This is a genomic window from Salinifilum ghardaiensis, assembly GCF_054491345.1.
In genome coordinates, this window is sequence record NZ_CM137101.1 from 117,541 (window position 1) to 132,767 (window position 15,227).

The 15,227-nt window shown below is 71.0% G+C and carries 12 protein-coding genes; 6 read left to right on the plus strand and 6 right to left on the minus strand.

Annotated elements, in window-relative coordinates; translation table 11 throughout:
* Positions 1 to 391: 391 nt before the first annotated feature.
* Complete coding sequence (locus ACVGV0_RS00505; protein ID WP_459157871.1) at positions 392 to 1,705, minus strand: glycosyltransferase 87 family protein; 1,314 nt, start codon at positions 1,703 to 1,705, stop codon at positions 392 to 394.
* A 435-nt stretch (positions 1,706 to 2,140) separates the two neighbouring features.
* Here ACVGV0_RS00505 and glf point away from each other — a divergent pair, with 435 nt between their 5' ends.
* From glf to ACVGV0_RS00525, 4 genes are all read left to right on the plus strand, one after another.
* Entirely contained in the window at positions 2,141 to 3,328 is a 1,188-nt protein-coding gene (glf, locus tag ACVGV0_RS00510) for a UDP-galactopyranose mutase (protein WP_459157872.1), read from the plus strand.
* Between the two features lie 64 nt (positions 3,329 to 3,392).
* Complete coding sequence (locus ACVGV0_RS00515) at positions 3,393 to 5,288, plus strand: glycosyltransferase (RefSeq protein ID WP_459160121.1); 1,896 nt, start codon at positions 3,393 to 3,395, stop codon at positions 5,286 to 5,288.
* Positions 5,289 to 5,450: 162 nt separating this feature from the next.
* Positions 5,451 to 5,918, plus strand: coding sequence for a phosphatase PAP2 family protein (locus ACVGV0_RS00520; RefSeq protein WP_459157873.1), 468 nt, complete (start codon positions 5,451 to 5,453; stop codon positions 5,916 to 5,918).
* Positions 5,919 to 6,114: 196 nt separating this feature from the next.
* Positions 6,115 to 7,071 (plus strand): decaprenyl-phosphate phosphoribosyltransferase, encoded by a 957-nt coding sequence (locus ACVGV0_RS00525; protein WP_459160122.1) that lies wholly within the window; start codon positions 6,115 to 6,117, stop codon positions 7,069 to 7,071.
* A gap of 374 nt (positions 7,072 to 7,445) precedes the next feature.
* Here ACVGV0_RS00525 and ACVGV0_RS00530 read toward each other — a convergent pair whose 3' ends face one another.
* Positions 7,446 to 7,898 carry a YbaK/EbsC family protein gene (locus tag ACVGV0_RS00530; protein ID WP_459157874.1) on the minus strand — a complete coding sequence of 151 codons (453 nt, stop codon included), beginning with the start codon at positions 7,896 to 7,898 and terminating at the stop codon, positions 7,446 to 7,448.
* Between the two features lie 385 nt (positions 7,899 to 8,283).
* On the opposite strand from ACVGV0_RS00530, the gene ACVGV0_RS00535 reads away from it, so the two are divergent.
* Positions 8,284 to 9,870, plus strand: coding sequence for an alkaline phosphatase D family protein (locus ACVGV0_RS00535; protein ID WP_459157875.1), 1,587 nt, complete (start codon positions 8,284 to 8,286; stop codon positions 9,868 to 9,870).
* 410 nt (positions 9,871 to 10,280) lie between these two features.
* Here ACVGV0_RS00535 and ACVGV0_RS00540 read toward each other — a convergent pair whose 3' ends face one another.
* Genes ACVGV0_RS00540 through ACVGV0_RS00550 form a run of 3 tightly spaced genes read right to left on the minus strand, consistent with a single transcriptional unit; the run spans position 10,281 to position 13,758 of the window.
* Complete coding sequence (locus ACVGV0_RS00540; RefSeq protein ID WP_459157876.1) at positions 10,281 to 11,036, minus strand: decaprenylphospho-beta-D-erythro-pentofuranosid-2-ulose 2-reductase; 756 nt, start codon at positions 11,034 to 11,036, stop codon at positions 10,281 to 10,283.
* Complete coding sequence (locus ACVGV0_RS00545) at positions 11,033 to 12,385, minus strand: FAD-binding protein (RefSeq protein WP_459160123.1); 1,353 nt, start codon at positions 12,383 to 12,385, stop codon at positions 11,033 to 11,035. Before ACVGV0_RS00545 ends, ACVGV0_RS00540 begins: the two co-directional genes overlap by 4 nt.
* 8 nt (positions 12,386 to 12,393) lie before the next feature.
* Positions 12,394 to 13,758: an FAD-binding oxidoreductase gene (locus ACVGV0_RS00550; RefSeq protein ID WP_459157877.1), complete on the minus strand. Its 1,365-nt coding sequence runs from the start codon at positions 13,756 to 13,758 to the stop codon at positions 12,394 to 12,396.
* Positions 13,759 to 14,012: 254 nt separating this feature from the next.
* Here ACVGV0_RS00550 and ACVGV0_RS00555 point away from each other — a divergent pair, with 254 nt between their 5' ends.
* Positions 14,013 to 14,444, plus strand: coding sequence for a GtrA family protein (locus tag ACVGV0_RS00555; RefSeq protein ID WP_459157878.1), 432 nt, complete (start codon positions 14,013 to 14,015; stop codon positions 14,442 to 14,444).
* A 401-nt stretch (positions 14,445 to 14,845) separates the two neighbouring features.
* Here ACVGV0_RS00555 and ACVGV0_RS00560 read toward each other — a convergent pair whose 3' ends face one another.
* Entirely contained in the window at positions 14,846 to 15,106 is a 261-nt protein-coding gene (locus ACVGV0_RS00560) for a hypothetical protein (protein ID WP_459157879.1), read from the minus strand.
* Positions 15,107 to 15,227: the final 121 nt, after the last annotated feature.

Genomic DNA, 15,227 nt, shown 5'->3' on the forward strand with positions numbered 1-15,227 from the left:
TGGCCTCCCGGCGGAGAGGAGCGGTGGAATCGGTGGCGCGCGGGCGCCGCGGACACACTCGCCTGGGCCGGAGGCCTCAGGCGGATGGGCCGGTGCGGATGCGGCAGAACGGGTGCGCGCGGTTCACGCGGCCGAGCAGGCTCGGACCCTGCGGCAGCGGCGCGCTGCGGCGGACGCGGGCGAGCGGCGATGTCGTGCCGTGACGGCGCATCCTCGCTCCCCTCGTCGTCCGCCGGTGTTGTGGATCACCATGCCAACGCGGCGACGTCGGGTCAAGCACCGGAGCGCGCCCGCTCCGACGGGGTTGCGGACTCGCGCCGGGCGCACCGAGGTGTCGGGGCTGGAACGGCAGGTGCCGCACCGCAGCGCTCGTGAGCGTCGCGGGCGCTGCTCATCTGCTGCGCGCGGCCGCCGAGCCGTTCCCCGCGGCGGGGCTCCCGCGCGTTCCGGCGGCGTCCTCGGCGGGTGCGGTCCAGCGCCAGTACGCCACCGCACCGCCGATGAGCAGCGCGATGCCCCAGAGCGTGTAGGCGTTGCCGATGACCTGCTGCAGCGGTGTCCAGTCGAGTTCCCGGTTCTCGGTGTAGGGCAGGTGCCACTGCGGCCCGTACAGCACGGTCGCCCCGGCCAGCAGCACCGCGGCGAGGATCCCGTACCAGCGGTGCCGCACGGCCATGGTCAGCAGCAGCGCCAGGGTCGGTCCGGCCCAGACCCAGTGGTGCGACCAGGAGATGGGGGAGATGAGCACGACGAGCACCGCGTTGAACGCGAGCATCAGCGCGGTGTTGGCCTGCTGCTGGGCGTAGCGCATCGCCCACACCGCGATGCCGACCAGGGCGATGGCCCCGGCGATCCACAGCAGGTTCAGGCCGGCCCCGGAGATGTCCTGCTTGGCGATGAGGCTGCGCAGCGACAGGTTGCCGGCGTAGACCGCGCCCATCGAACCGCCGGTGTCGAACATCTGCTCCAGCCACCAGGTGGCCGAGTCGCGCGGCGCGGCGAGCACGCCGAGCAGGACGGTGCCGCTGAACGTGGCCAGCGCGGTGCCGAGCGCGCGGTGGTCCCGGCGCAGGAGGAAGAACAGCAGGAAGCCCAGCGGGGTCAGCTTGATCGCCCCGGCCAGGCCGACGAGCAGTCCGCGCGGCCAGCGGGTGCGCCCCAGCAGGCAGTCGGCCGCGACCAGCGCCATGAGCAGCAGGTTGATCTGCCCGTAGTTCAGCGTCTCGCGCGCGGGTTCGATCAGCGTCAGCCACGGCATGAGCGCCGCCGCGCCCGCGGCGACGAACGGTGCCCGGGCGGCGAAGTACGGCGAGCGGCGCGCCAGCGCGTAGGCGGTGACCAGGATCGACAGGTGCGAGGTGAGCGAGACCACCAGCACGGCCGCGCTCGTCGGCACCAGGCTCAGCGGGGCGAACAGCAGCGCGGCGAACGGCGGGTAGATGAACGGCAGCGTGCTGGAGTCCGGGCTCTCCGGGGTGAGGTCGCCGTAGAGGTCGAAACCGCTGAGCCAGGCGCGGCCGCCGAGCTGGTAGACTTGCGTGTCGACGTAGCCGCGGGTGTCGATCCAGTGCACGAGCCACACGGCGAAGATCTCGAGCACGATCGCCACGATCAGCAGCGGGCGCCAGTCGCGGGCGGGTCCCGCGCTGCTGGACCGCCGAGCCGGGGTGCGCGCGGTGCCGGGGTTCGTGCCGCTCGTCGCCATCTGTCCGCCTGCGTCCCTGTCCCTGCGTCCCTGTCCTGGTCGTGCCTGTCCCGGCCGCGCCGGTTCCTGGCCGGGTCGGCCGTGGTCGTGCCCGCCCCGGGCGCGTCCCGTTCGGCTCGGTCCGTCCGGGTCCGGCCCATCCGCGCGAAAAGTGTTCGAATTACCGTTTTCCTCCGCGGTGGATCCGCGGGCGCGGCACCGTGGGATCATAGCGAAACCCGACACGCCGGCGGGGTCGGACGATCGAGATCGCCGAGCTCGGATTTCATCCGGGAATCGAATGCATATCGTGCCGGAATCGACACCCGGTGCGGTGATTCGGAAAGCCGTCCGCCCTCGGCGGAGGAGGTGCTGCTGACACGGCGTGCAGAGCGCTGCGTGGTTCGGCGCACCGCGGTTTCGGGCGCCCCGCGCGAGCCCGCTACCCTCGCGTGTGTGAGCTTCGCAGGCTATGACCTGATCGTTGTGGGATCCGGATTCTTCGGACTGACGATCGCTGAACGCGCCGCCAGCCAGTTGGACCAACGTGTGCTGGTGCTGGACCGCCGGGAACACATCGGGGGGAACGCGTACTCCGAGCCCGAACCGGAAACGGGGATCGAGGTGCACCGCTACGGCGCGCACCTGTTCCACACGTCGAACCGGCGGGTGTGGGAGTACGTGAACCAGTTCACCGATTTCACGGACTACCAGCACCGGGTGTTCACCAAGTACCAGGACCAGATCTACTCCTTCCCGATGAACCTGGGGCTGCTGTGCCAGTTCTTCGGCAGGGCGTTCAGCCCGGACGAGGCGCGCGCCCTGGTGGCCGAGCAGGCCTCGGAGATCGACACCGCGGACGCGCAGAACCTCGAGGAGAAGGCGATCTCCCTGGTGGGGCGGCCGCTGTACGAGGCGTTCGTCCGCGGGTACACGGCCAAGCAGTGGCAGACGGACCCGAAGGAGCTGCCCGCGTCGATCATCACGCGGCTGCCGGTGCGGTACACGTTCAACAACCGCTACTTCAGCGACACCTACGAGGGCCTGCCGGTCGACGGCTACACCGCCTGGCTGCAGCGCATGGCCGAGCACCCGAACATCGACGTCGTGCTGGGCACGGACTACTTCGCGGTGCGGGACCAGCTGCCGCAGGTCCCGGTCGTCTACACGGGCCCGCTCGACCGCTACTTCGACTACCGCGAGGGCGAGCTCGGGTGGCGCACGCTGGACTTCGTCACCGAGGTCGTCGGCACCGGCGACTTCCAGGGCACGCCCGTGCTGAACTACGCGGACGAGGACGTCCCGCACACCCGGATTCATGAATTCCGGCATTTTCACCCGGAGCGGGACTACTACCCGGACGACAAAACCGTGATCGTCCGCGAATACTCCCGCGCGGCCGAGAGCGGCGACGAGCCCTACTACCCGATCAACACCGCCGAGGACCGCGCCAAGCTCACCGCGTACCGGGAACTGGCCAAGCGCGAGGCCAAGGAGCGCAAGGTTATCTTCGGTGGTCGGCTGGGGACCTACAAGTACCTCGACATGCACATGGCGATCGGTTCGGCGCTGAGCATGTTCGACAACAAGATCGCCCCGTATTTCACCGAGGGCCGTTCGCTGGACGGCTCCCTGGAGGACTGACGTGACCGACCGGACTCCGCGCTCCGCGACCGCGGGTGAGAGCAAGCTCAGCGACGTGACCTCGATGAGCTCGGTGGGGACGAGCGACGTGCGCCCCGAGCAGGTGCTGCAGCGCGTGGTCCTGCCCCGGCGCGAGGACCCGCTGGACGTGCGGGTGCTCTACCTCGACGAACCCGCCGGGCAGGGGCGTGCGGCGACGATCACCTCGCGCCGGGGCCTGCGGGTCGCCGAGCACGCCTCGCTGTCGTTCGCCTCGTACTTCAACGCCTTCCCCGCCAGCTACTGGAAGCGGTGGACCACGGTCGACGAGGTCGTGCTGCGCCTGCGGGTGCGGGGCACCGGGCGCCTCGACCTGTACCGCTCCAAGCCCAACGGTGACAGCGTGCACCTGCAGGGCACGCCGATCTCCTCCGGTGAGGAGACCAGCGCGCTGGAGTTCCGGGTCGCGCTCACGCCGTTCGAGGACGGCGGCTGGATCTGGTTCGACGTGTCCACCGAGGACGCCGAGCTGGAGGTCGACCAGGCCGCCTGGACCACCGACACCGAGCTGCCCCGGCAGGACGTCGTCGTCGGCACCACCACGATGCGCCCGCAGGACTGCGTGCTCACCCTCCGCGCGCTGGGCGAGGACGCCGAGGTCATGAACCTCGTCGACACCGTGGTCGTGGCCGACCAGGGGCAGCAGCGCATCCGCGACACCGAGGGCTTCGACGAGGCCGCCGCCGTGCTCGGCGACCGCCTGCGCGTGATCGAGCAGCCCAACCTCGGCGGCTCCGGCGGGTTCGGACGGATCATGTACGAGGGGGTGCACAACTCCAGCGCCGCGCAGGTGCTGCTGCTCGACGACGACATCGCGCTGGAACCGGACAGCGTGCTGCGGGTCAACGCGTTCTCCCGCGCCGCCGCGCAGCCGCTCATCGTCGGCGGTCAGATGCTCAACCTGCAGGCGCGCTCGCGACTGCACACGATGGGCGAGGTCGTCGACCTGGGCGCCGCGATGTGGCGCGCCGCGCCCGGTGCGGCCACAGACCACGACTTCGCCAAGAAACCGCTGCGCAAGTCGCCGAAGCTGCACCAGCGCGTGCACGCCACCTACAACGGCTGGTGGATGTGCCTGTTCCCGCGGGAGGTCGTCGAGAACACGGGGCTGCCGCTGCCGCTGTTCCTCAAGCACGACGACTCGGAGTACTCGCTGCGCGCGGCGGGTCACGGCTACCCGACGGTGACGCTGCCGGGCGCGGCGATCTGGCACATGCCGTGGACCGACAAGAACGACGCCACCGACTGGACCGCGTACTTCCACGTGCGCAACCGGTTGATCCTCGCGGCGCTGCACAGCCCGGACGACGTCAAGCACAGCATCGTCAAGCAGCAGCTCAAGCTCACCCTGCGGCACCTGCTGTCGATGGAGTACTCCACGGTCGCGGTGCAGCTCAAGGCCGTCGAGGACTTCATGGCCGGTCCCGAGGGGCTGTTCGACAGCCTGCGCACGGCGCTGCCGGAGGTGCGCGCGCTGCGCGAGGGCTACGACGACGCCACGACGCTGTCCTCCGCGCGCGAGGTCCCCCCGCCGACGGCCGACCCGATCATGGCCGAAGGCCTGCTCAACCCGCCCGTGGGCACGCCGGCGATGGCCAAGCGCGCCGCCAGGGCGCTGCTGCACAACCTGACCGAACCGGACGACGAGGCGGAGCAGCGTCCGCAGCTGAACGTCCCGGCCGCGAGCGCGCGCTGGTTCCTCCTCGGCAACCTCGACAGCGCCACCGTGTCCACCGCCGACGGCAGCGGCGTGGCGTTCCGCCGCCGCGACCCCGCCGAGTTCCGTAGGTTGGGGACCCGGGCGCTGGCGCTGTACCGCAAGCTGGGCCAGTCGTGGTCCGGCCTGCGGGAGCGGTACCGGGCGGCGCTGCCCGACCTGACCAGCCCCGAGTCGTGGAAGCAGGTCTTCGAACAGCGGTAGTCCGCTGCCGCGCCGCAAACCCCGATCCCCGGAGAAGATGTGGCTGCTGATGTGAGCGTGCCGGCTGAGCAGCCGGCCACAGGCGAGGAGGCGTCCGGCGGCGAGCCGGACGCGAGCAGGGTCACGTACGAGACCGTCGCCCTGCGACGTGTGCAAGGTGTCATGGCCACACCCCCGGTGGTGAAGACCGCGCAGACCATGTCGCTGTTCGGCGAGCACGCCGCCGGGTGGTTGGCCGCGGGCGCGTTCGGCGCCCTGGTCGACCGCGAGCACCGCGGCGAGTGGGTCGCCGCGTCCGCGGGTGTGGCCGCAGCGCACGCCGCCTCGATCGCGGTGAAGCGCGTGGTGCGGCGGCAGCGGCCCACCGATCCCGAGGTGCGCGTACTGGTGGGAACACCCAGCAGGTTGAGCTTCCCGTCCTCCCACGCGACGTCCACCACCGCAGCTGCGGTGCTCTACGGTGGGCTGACGGGTCGGCGACTGACCCCGGTGCTGGTGCCGCCGATGCTGGTCAGTCGCGTGGTTCTGGGGGTGCACTACCCCAGCGACGTGCTCGCCGGTTCCGCGCTCGGCGGCGCCGTGGCGTGGGGCTTTCGGCGATTCGTGAAACGGCGGAGGAACCGTGGCTGACAAGAAGGAGAGCGCCGCGGCTGTCAGCCCGGACGTGGACGCCGGCGCGTCCTCGTCCGCGGATGTGGAGCAGGACGCGACCGCATCCGGGCATGACGGGTCGGACGGCGCGGAGCGCACCGCGGCGGACGCGGAAGCGCAGGAAGAACTCGAAACCGACGGGGAAGGCAGCATCGGCGCCGAGTTCGGCGACGAGGTGCTCAACGGTGCCGAGAGCACGGCCACCGAAGACCCGAAGGCCTCGGACGAGTACCACGCGAAGGTCACCGCCAAGGCGGGAACCCTTTCCGGCCTGGCCAGCGGACTGGTCAAGGAGCTCCGGCCGAAGCAGTGGGTCAAGAACGTCCTGGTGCTGGCCGCCCCCTTCGCGGCGGGCCAGATCCTCAACGTGCCGGTGCTGCTGGACGCGGTGGTCGCGTTCATCACCTTCTCGATGGCGGCTTCCGGCATCTACTTCGTCAACGACGCGATCGACGTCGAGTCCGACCGCGCGCACCCGACGAAGCGCAACCGGCCCATCGCCGCCGGGCTCATCCCGGTGCCCGTGGCCTACGCGGTGTGCGCGCTGCTGCTGGTCGGTTCGCTGGCCATCTCCGCGGTCACACACCCGATGCTGCTGGCGGTGATGGCCGTCTACATCGCGGTGCAGCTGGGGTACTGCTTCGGGCTGAAGCACCAGCCGGTGATCGACCTGTGCATCGTGGCCTCGGGCTTCCTGCTGCGCTCGCTGGCGGGCGGTGCCGCGGCCGGCCTGGCGATCACGTCCTGGTTCTACCTGGTCGTCTCGTTCGGATCGCTGTTCATGGTGGCGGGCAAGCGCTACGCCGAGGTGAAGCTCGCCACCGAGACCGGCGCCAAGATCCGCAAGTCGCTGAAGGCGTACTCGCCGTCCTACCTGCGGTTCGTCTGGGCCATCTCGGCTGCCATCTCGATCATGTCGTTCGCGCTGTGGGCCTACGACATCGGCGAGTACGAGCAGTCCCGCTGGGGCACGTTGGCGATCATCCCGATGGTGATCGCGATCCTGCGGTACGCGGTGGACATCGACAAGGGCGTGGCCGGCGAGCCCGAGGAAGTGGTGCTCAAGGACAAGGTCCTCATGGTCCTCGGCGTCATGCTCGCCGGGTGCCTGTTCCTGGCGTTCTACCTGTAGCCGCTTCCCGCGCGACGTCCGCCCGGCGCACGGCCGGGCACCGACCCCGGAGGCCCAACGCCCCCGCCCCCGCGGCGGGGGCGTTGTCATGCGCACGATCATGCGACTGGGGAGCCAGCTCTGCGCACCGCGGGGCCTGCCATGCGCGGAGTCGCTGCGCAACCCCCCGGCACCCCCACCTGTGGACAACTCGCCCCCCTGTGGATGGTTTGTGCTCCATTCGCGTGGGGATGGCTTCCAATTTTCATGAAAATTGAATAATCTGGAATGAGTCCAGACTGGGGCGGGTGGTGACCGGGTGGGTGCTGACTCCGCGGCGGGGACCGCCCGAGCCGGCACGCGGCCGGGCCCGCGGCCACTCAGCGCACGACCACTCAGCGCACGGCCACGCCGGTGCCCGCGGTGATCCGCAGCAGTTCCTCGTAGCTCGTGGGGAACACGGTGCGCGGCGTGCCCGCTGCGGCCCACACCACGGGGTGTTCGGCCAGGCTCGCGTCGATCGCGGTGGGCAGCGGTTCCGGATGGCCGAGCGGGGCCACACCGCCGATCGCCTGCCCGGTCGCGGCCCGCTGCAGCGGGGGCCACCCCATGTGATCGGCCACGACGGACGTGTCCACCCGGTGCGCACCGCTGGCGAGCACGAGCACCGGCCCGCGCTCGGTGCCGAAGACCAGGCTGTTCGCGATCGCGCCGACGGCGCAGCCGAGCGCGTCCGCCGCGTCCGCGGCCGTGCGCGTCGAATCCGGCATCTCTCGGACCTCGCCGCCAGCACCTGCCGCTGCGAGGGCCTTCGCCACCAGTCGACTGCGTTCCGGTAGTTCGCCCATGCGGTCCTCCTCCGCTCCGGTCTCCGGCACGCGGGCCGGGCGCGGTGCGGTTGCCCCGCACGCCTCGCCCCGCGGGGCCCATCCTCCCGCGCGCCCTTCCCGCCTTCCGCGCAACCCGCCCCGGAGCACCCCAGCACCCGGAGACCCCAGTTCCGAGGCCGGGAGAGCGCGCCCGCACCGGAGGTCCGCGCGGCAGGACGCCGCGACAGGCCGTCTCGCCTCCTACTCTCCGCGCACCGGACGAGCCGGGATCCGCCGCACGAGTGGCGATGATGCCCGAAAAGACTTCTTCGGCGTGTTCATCTTGTGCTCACGTGCACGCCGGTGGATCTTCACAGGTCCCCGCGAGAGTGATTCGCGGCCCGAACCGATTTGGGAGGTTGACGTGTCCCACCCCACCACGCCGTCTTCCGCGGTGACCCGCCGCGGTGTGCTCATCGGCGGTACGGCGACCGCCGGTGTCATCGCCCTGTCCGGGACCGCCGCCGCGTCCACCCCGGGAGCCGGTTCCCCCCGCCGCGGGGACGTGTTCACCCTCGGGGTCGCCTCCGGCGACCCGGCGCCGGACGGGTTCGTGCTGTGGACCCGGCTGGCCGTCGAACCCCTCGCCGAGGACGGCACGGGCGGCATGCCCGACAAGACCATCCCGGTGCAGTGGGAGCTCGCCGAGGACGAGCGGTTCACCCGCGTGGTCCGCCGCGGGCGCACCGAAGCCGCTCCCGAGATGGGGCACAGCGTTCACGTGGAGCTCTCCGACCTGCGGCCGGACCGCGAGTACTTCTACCGGTTCCGCGCGCTCGGATCGCTGTCGCGCACCGGCCGCGCCCGCACCGCCCCGCTGCCCGGCGCGATGAGCCCGCTGACCATGGCGTTCGCCTCCTGCGCGCAGTACGAGCACGGCTACTTCACCGCCTACCGGCACCTGGGCGAGGAGGAGCCGGACCTGGTGCTGCACCTCGGCGACTACCAGTACGAGTACAAGGCGGGCGACTACGAGATCCCGGGCGGCAACCCGCGCGAGCACGTCGGCCCGGAGACGAAGACGCTGGCCAACTACCGCCAGCGGCACGCCCAGTACAAGGCGGACCAGGACCTGCAGTTCGCGCACGCCGCCGCCCCGTGGGTGGTCGTGTGGGACGACCACGAGCTGGAGAACAACTGGGCCGACGAGATCCCCGAGGAACCCGGCAAGCCCGGACCGGCCTTCCTCGAGCGGCGCAAGGCCGCGTTCCGCGCCTACTACGAGAACATGCCGCTGCGCCGCCGCTCCGTGCCCTCCGGCATCGACATGCGGCTGTACCGGCGGATCCACTGGGGCGGGCTGGCCACGCTGCACATGCTCGACACGCGCCAGTACCGCGACGACCAGGTCGGCGGCGACGAGTTCGGCACCGACGACCCGAAGCGCCACGACCCGGAGCGCAGCATCACCGGTGCGGAGCAGGAGCGCTGGCTGCTGCAGGGCTTCCGCCAGTCGCAGGCGCGCTGGGACCTCCTCGGCCAGCAGGTCATGTTCTCGGAGATCGACTACGTCAACGGGTCGGACGAGGGCTACAACCCGGACGGCTGGGACGGCTACGTCGGCTCGCGGAAGCGCGTGAAGCAGGGGTGGCAGCAGGCGCAGGTGCGCAACCCGGTGGTGCTCACCGGCGACGTGCACGCCAACTGGGCGAACAACATCCCGGACGCCGAGCGCTCCCGCACCATCGGCAGCGAGCTGGTCACCACGTCGATCACCAGCGGTGGTGACGGTTCGGACGAGCTGACCGACGAGGAGAAGGGCTACCTGCGGGAGAACCCGCACGTGCAGATGTACAACAACCAGCGCGGGTACGTGCGCACCCGCATCAGCGCCGAGGAGATCCGCGCCGACTACCGGATCGTGCCGTACGTGACGGAGCGGGGCGCGGACGTGGAAACGCACGCCTCGTTCGTCATCTCCGACGGCACGCCGGGGCTGAACGAGGCCTGAGCGGGCAGGTCCCGCGGCGGTGCGCGGTGCCTCCCGCGCACCGCACCGGACCCTCCGGCGGTGGGCGGCGGCACCACACCGCCTCCCGCGGGAGTGGTCGGCCTCAGGTCGGTCGGGTCGGCACCGACCGAATCGTCCATCAGCAACCGGATCGGCGGCCTGTTCCACGTGAACCGGTGGCTACCGCAGTTGGCGCGCTGACCAGCGTGAACCCCGTCTTCTCGTTTCGGTGCGCCAGCGCCGAAGGGGCCTCATCGCAATCGGGCCCGCCGCAGGTTCTCCGGGGTGGCTCATGCGGGGAAGGCTCGACGTCGTGCAGGTGGCTACCCGATGTCGAGCACCCCGGGGCACGAGCGGCGCTGGAGGTTCTGCCGAGCACCCACCTCAGCACAACGTTGCAGAAGTTCTCCTCAGAACGACAGGCGGCGGAACAGCACGCGCGGCACGTGCCGCAGCGCGGACATCACCCAGCGCATCTGCGCCGGGGCCCACACCTGCTCCTTGCCCTTGCGCACCGCGTCGACGATCACGTCGGCGACCTGCTCGGGCTTCTGCGCCATCGGGGCGGGCTTGAGGCCTTCGGTGAGCTTGGTGTGCACGAAGTTCGGCCGCACCACGGTGACCTTCACGCCCGAGTCCGCCAGCGCGTAGGTCAGCCCCGTGTAGAAGGCGTCCATGCCGGCCTTCGATGAGCCGTAGACGAAGTTGGACCTGCGGGCGCGCTCGGCGGCGGGCGAGGACATGGCGACCAGGTGGCCGTGGCCCTGCTTGCGCAGCTTCTCCGCCAACCGCACGCCCAGCGTCATCGGCGCCACGTAGTTGACCTCGGCGACCTCGCGGGCGGCGTCCACATCGGTCCAGCCCTGCTCGTTGTCGCCCTGCACGCCGAAGGCGACCAGCGTGATGTCGATGTCGCCGTCGGCGAAGGCCTTGTCGACGACCTCGGCGTGCGTGTCCTCCCTGCGCGCGTCGAAGTCCACTGTGGTCACGGTGCTGCCGGTGGCGCGCAGCCGCTCGGCGGCGGCCTCGAGGCGCTCGCCCTCCCGCGCGGCCAGCACGATCCGCAGCGGGCGCTTCTGCGCGTACTTCTCCGCGGTCGTCAGCGCGATGTCCGACGTGCCGCCGAGCACGAGCAGGGACTGGGGGTTACCTACCGCGTCAATCACAGGTCAAGCCTCCGGCTCATGTCTGAGGCGAAAATGCCTTCGGGGTCAACGGATCGGCGGATCCTGCGGAACTCGTCGACCCGCGGGTACATCTCGTGGAACGTTTCCGCCGTGGTGCGCGAGTCCTTCGCGGTGTACAGCCGGCCACCGACTGCCAGCACGTCCTCGTCGAGACCGGTCAGGAACCGGCCAAGCCCGTCCACGATCGGGAAGTCCAAGCACACCAGCCAGCCCGGGTGCGGATAGGACAGCGGCGCCCGGTTGCCCTCGCCCATCTTCTTGATGACGTTGAGGAACGAGACGTGCCCGGAGTTCGCGATCTCGCGGACGATCCGCTTGAGCCCTTCCTCCTCGCCGTAGGGCAGGGAGAACTGGTACTGCGCGAAGCCCTGCGATCCGTACGCCCGGTTCCACTCGCCGATCATGTCCAACGGGTGGTAGAACGCGGTGAGGTTCTGGACCAGGCCCCGCCCCCGCTTCGGGGTCTTGCGGTAGTACAGCTCGCCGATGGCGCCGAACGTCAGCTTGTTGGCCAGCCGCGGCGGGAAGACGTCCGGCAGGGTCAGCAGCCGCGGGGCGTCGAACTTGAGCGGGTTCGCGCGCAGCTTCTTCGGCAACTGGTCCACAGTGGCCAGCGAACCGCGGCCGAACGCGCCCCGGCCCAGCTCGGCCCCGGTGGACATCGAGTCGAACCACGCCGAGGAGTAGGTGTACTTCTCGTCGGAGCCGTCCTGGAACAGTGCGATCGTCTCGTCCAGGTCGGCGGTCCGGTCGGCGTCGGCGATGAAGTACGCCGTCTCGGTCCGGGTCATCCGGATCCGGGCGCGCAGGATGATCCCGGTCAGGCCGATGCCGGCCACCGTCGCCCAGAACAGTTCGGACCCGGGGCCGTCCGGAGTCAGCTCCCGGATCTCACCCCCGGCGGTGAGCAGGTCCATCGACACCACGTGGTCGCCGAAACTGCCGGCGCTGTGGTGGTTCTTGCCGTGGATGTCGTTGGCGATCGCCCCGCCGACGGTGACCTGGCGGGTGCCCGGCAGCACCGGCACCCACAGGCCGTGTGGTAGCGCGGTGCGCATCAGCTGGTCCAGGCTGACCCCGGCGTCGACGTCGACGAGCGCGTTGTCCGCGTCGATGAGGTGGACGCGGTTCAGCGCGGTCATGTCGACGACCACGCCACCGGCGTTCTGCGCGACGTCGCCGTAGCTGCGCCCGAGCCCCCGGGCGATCACCCCGCGGCCGTCGGCGGTGCGCACCGCCTCGGCGACGGCGTCCGGATCGGTCGTGCGCAGCACGCGCGCCCGCGTCGGCGCGGTGCGGGCCCAGCCCGTCAGCGTGCGGGTCGACAGCGCGGCTGTCACAGGCCGAGCCTCCGCGCCTGGTCCGAGCGGAACACGCCCTCCGGGTCGACGGAGGCGCGGATCTTGCGCCACTCGTCGATGCGCGGGTACATCTGCTCGATCATCTCGGCCGAGGTGCGCGACTCCTTGGCCAGGTACAGCCGGCCGCCCGCCTCCAGCACCATCTCGTCGAGCTGCTGGCACAGCCGGTCCAGGCCCGGCGTGATCGGGATGTCGACGGTCAGCGTCCAGCCCTTGCGCGGGAAGGACATCGGCGCCGGGTTGGCCTCGCCGAACGTCTTGAGCACGTTGAGGAACGACACGTGGCCCGAGGCGGAGATCCTGTCGATCGACCGCCGGAAGGCGTCCTCCTGCCCGAACGGGACCATGAACTGGTACTGCAGGAACCCGTTCGACCCGTACACCCGGTTCCACTCGCCCACGAGGTCCAGCGGGTGGAAGAACTGGGTGATGTTCTGGACGATGCCGTACTTGGTCGGTGCCTTGCGCCACCACACCTCGTTGAACGCGCTGATCGTCAACTGGTTCAGCAGCCCGTTCGGGAACACGTCGGGCAGCGAGGCCAGCTGCGGGGCGTCGAACTTGAGCGGCTCGGCGCGGAGCTTCTTCGGCAGGTCCTCGACCTTCGCCGGGTTGCCGCGGGTGAGCAGCGCCCGGCCCATCTTCTCGCCGCGGGCGAGCGAGTCGAACCAGGCGACCGAGTAGGTGTAGTTGTCGTCCGAGCCGTCGGTGAACAGCTCCAGCAGCTCGTCCAGGTTCTTCGTCTGGACGTTGTCCACCAGGAAGTAGGCCGTCTCGACGCGCTTGAGCCGGATCGTGGCGTTGAGGATGATCCCGGTCAGCCCCATGCCGCCGACCGTGGCCCAGAACAGCTCGCTGCCCTCGCCGTCCGGGGTGAGCGTGCGGACCTCGCCGTCGGCGGTGAGCAGGTCCACGGCCAGCACGTGGCTGCCGAACGAGCCCTGCGAGTGGTGGTTCTTGCCGTGGATGTCGGCGCCGACGGCGCCGCCGACGGTGACCTGGCGGGTGCCCGGCAGCACCGGGATCCACAGGCCGAACGGCAGCAGCCGGCGCATCAGGGTGTCCAGTGACACCCCGGCGTCGACGACCACGACCGCCTCGTCCGCGTCGACGCGGTGAATCCGGTTCAGCGCGGTCATGTCGATGACCGTGCCGCCCGCGTTCTGCGCGGGGTCGCCGTAGCTGCGGCCGAGGCCGCGGGCGATGACGCCGCGCTCCCCGGCTTCGCGCACCGCGCGGGAGAGGACCTCGACGTCCGGGGTGCTGATCACGCGGGACTGGGTCGGCGCGGTGCGTCCCCAGCCGGTCAGCGTGCGTAGCTCATCTGTTGCCGGTTCCACCTCGCCGAGTCTAGCCACGGCAGAGGTGCCCGCCACGCGGGGCTCGTGCGCGGATCCGGGCAGAACCCCCGGCGGGGAGGAAAGACGACACCGCAGGTCGGCGGTGCGATGCACCCCGCGGAGACGCCGGTACACTCCCGTGGGACACGCCGTGTCCGGAAGCGGGTCTCACCGCCCGCAGGCGGTCACCGCCACCGCCCGTGTGCGCGGAGGCCGGCCTCCCGTCGTACCGAGCGCTGAGGTGAATCGTGGCCGTGGCCGAATCAGCAGTCGAAGCCGGCCGGCGAAAGCTGGGGCTGTTCCGCCAGTTCTTCCGCTTCATCGTCATCGGCGGTGGCTGCGCGCTCATCGACATCGGCAGCTACGCCCTCCTGCTCTCGCTGGGCCTGCCCATCTGGCTGGCCCGCTCGACCAGCTTCGTCCTGGGCACGGGCACCTCGTACCTGCTCAACCGCAGGCTCACCTTCCGGGGGGCGAACACCGGCAACACCGCGCTGAAGGCCGGCGGGTTCGTCGTCGTCTACGTGGCGACGTTCTTCGTGAACATCGGGACGAACCAGGCCTCGGTGATCCTGCTGAACGCCGAGGGCAGCGCGGTGCTGCTCGGGCTGTGCTGGGTCATCGGCCAGGGCCTGGGCACGCTCATCAACTTCGTGATGCTCAAGTGGGTCGTCTTCCGCGACTGAGCAGGTGAGCCCGCCGCGCCCCCGCCCCCTCGTGCCCCCGCGCCGGAGCCCGCGCGGACCGGTGGCCCGGCCGCGTGCCCGGCCGCGGTGCCCCGTCAGGCGAACGGCGCGGCCGCTTCCCCCGCCTGCGCGGACCGACCCGCCGGCGGTCTCCGCGGAGCTACCGCCGGGGAGCTGACGGGGCGGTCCGATGTCGCCCGTCTCTCCCCGGCGCAGCGCCGAGGGGGGCACCTGAGCAGCGCTTCCATCGGCGGGTTCTCCTGCGCGGCTCTCGCGAGGACGGCGAGACGGTGTGCAGTGGCTGCTCGATGTCCGCTGTCCGGGGCAGCTGGGCGGGGCAGCTGGGACGTGCAGGAGGTTCCGCTGCAGGGGTCGTGGGCGGCTCGCGCTTGGAACGTCCCTCAGAACCCCGTCGTGCCGCTCGGTGCGCCGTAGGCCCCGTCGGGGCGGGACGCCTCGATGTGCGCCGTGGCGACGTGCCCGAAGTTCACGAGGAACCGGTTCCCGTCGGCCATGGTCAGCGAGCGCGTCTGCCCGGACGTGACGACGTCTTCGAGCGCGTCGGCGAGCAGGTCGGCTTCGTCACCGTCCAGGGCGATGCGGATCGGCGAGCTCCCACCGGTGAGGTGCAGGACGAGGCACGGGCGCGTGTTCGTGGTCATGCCTCGAGCGCAGCACACCGGACCCGGGCAGCGACACCGCTGTCCGCTGTCGGCGGAGTTCGCCGCGGGCGGACGCGCGGGCGGGTGGTCCCCGCACGGCGGGAGGGCCGCCGCGCGCCGC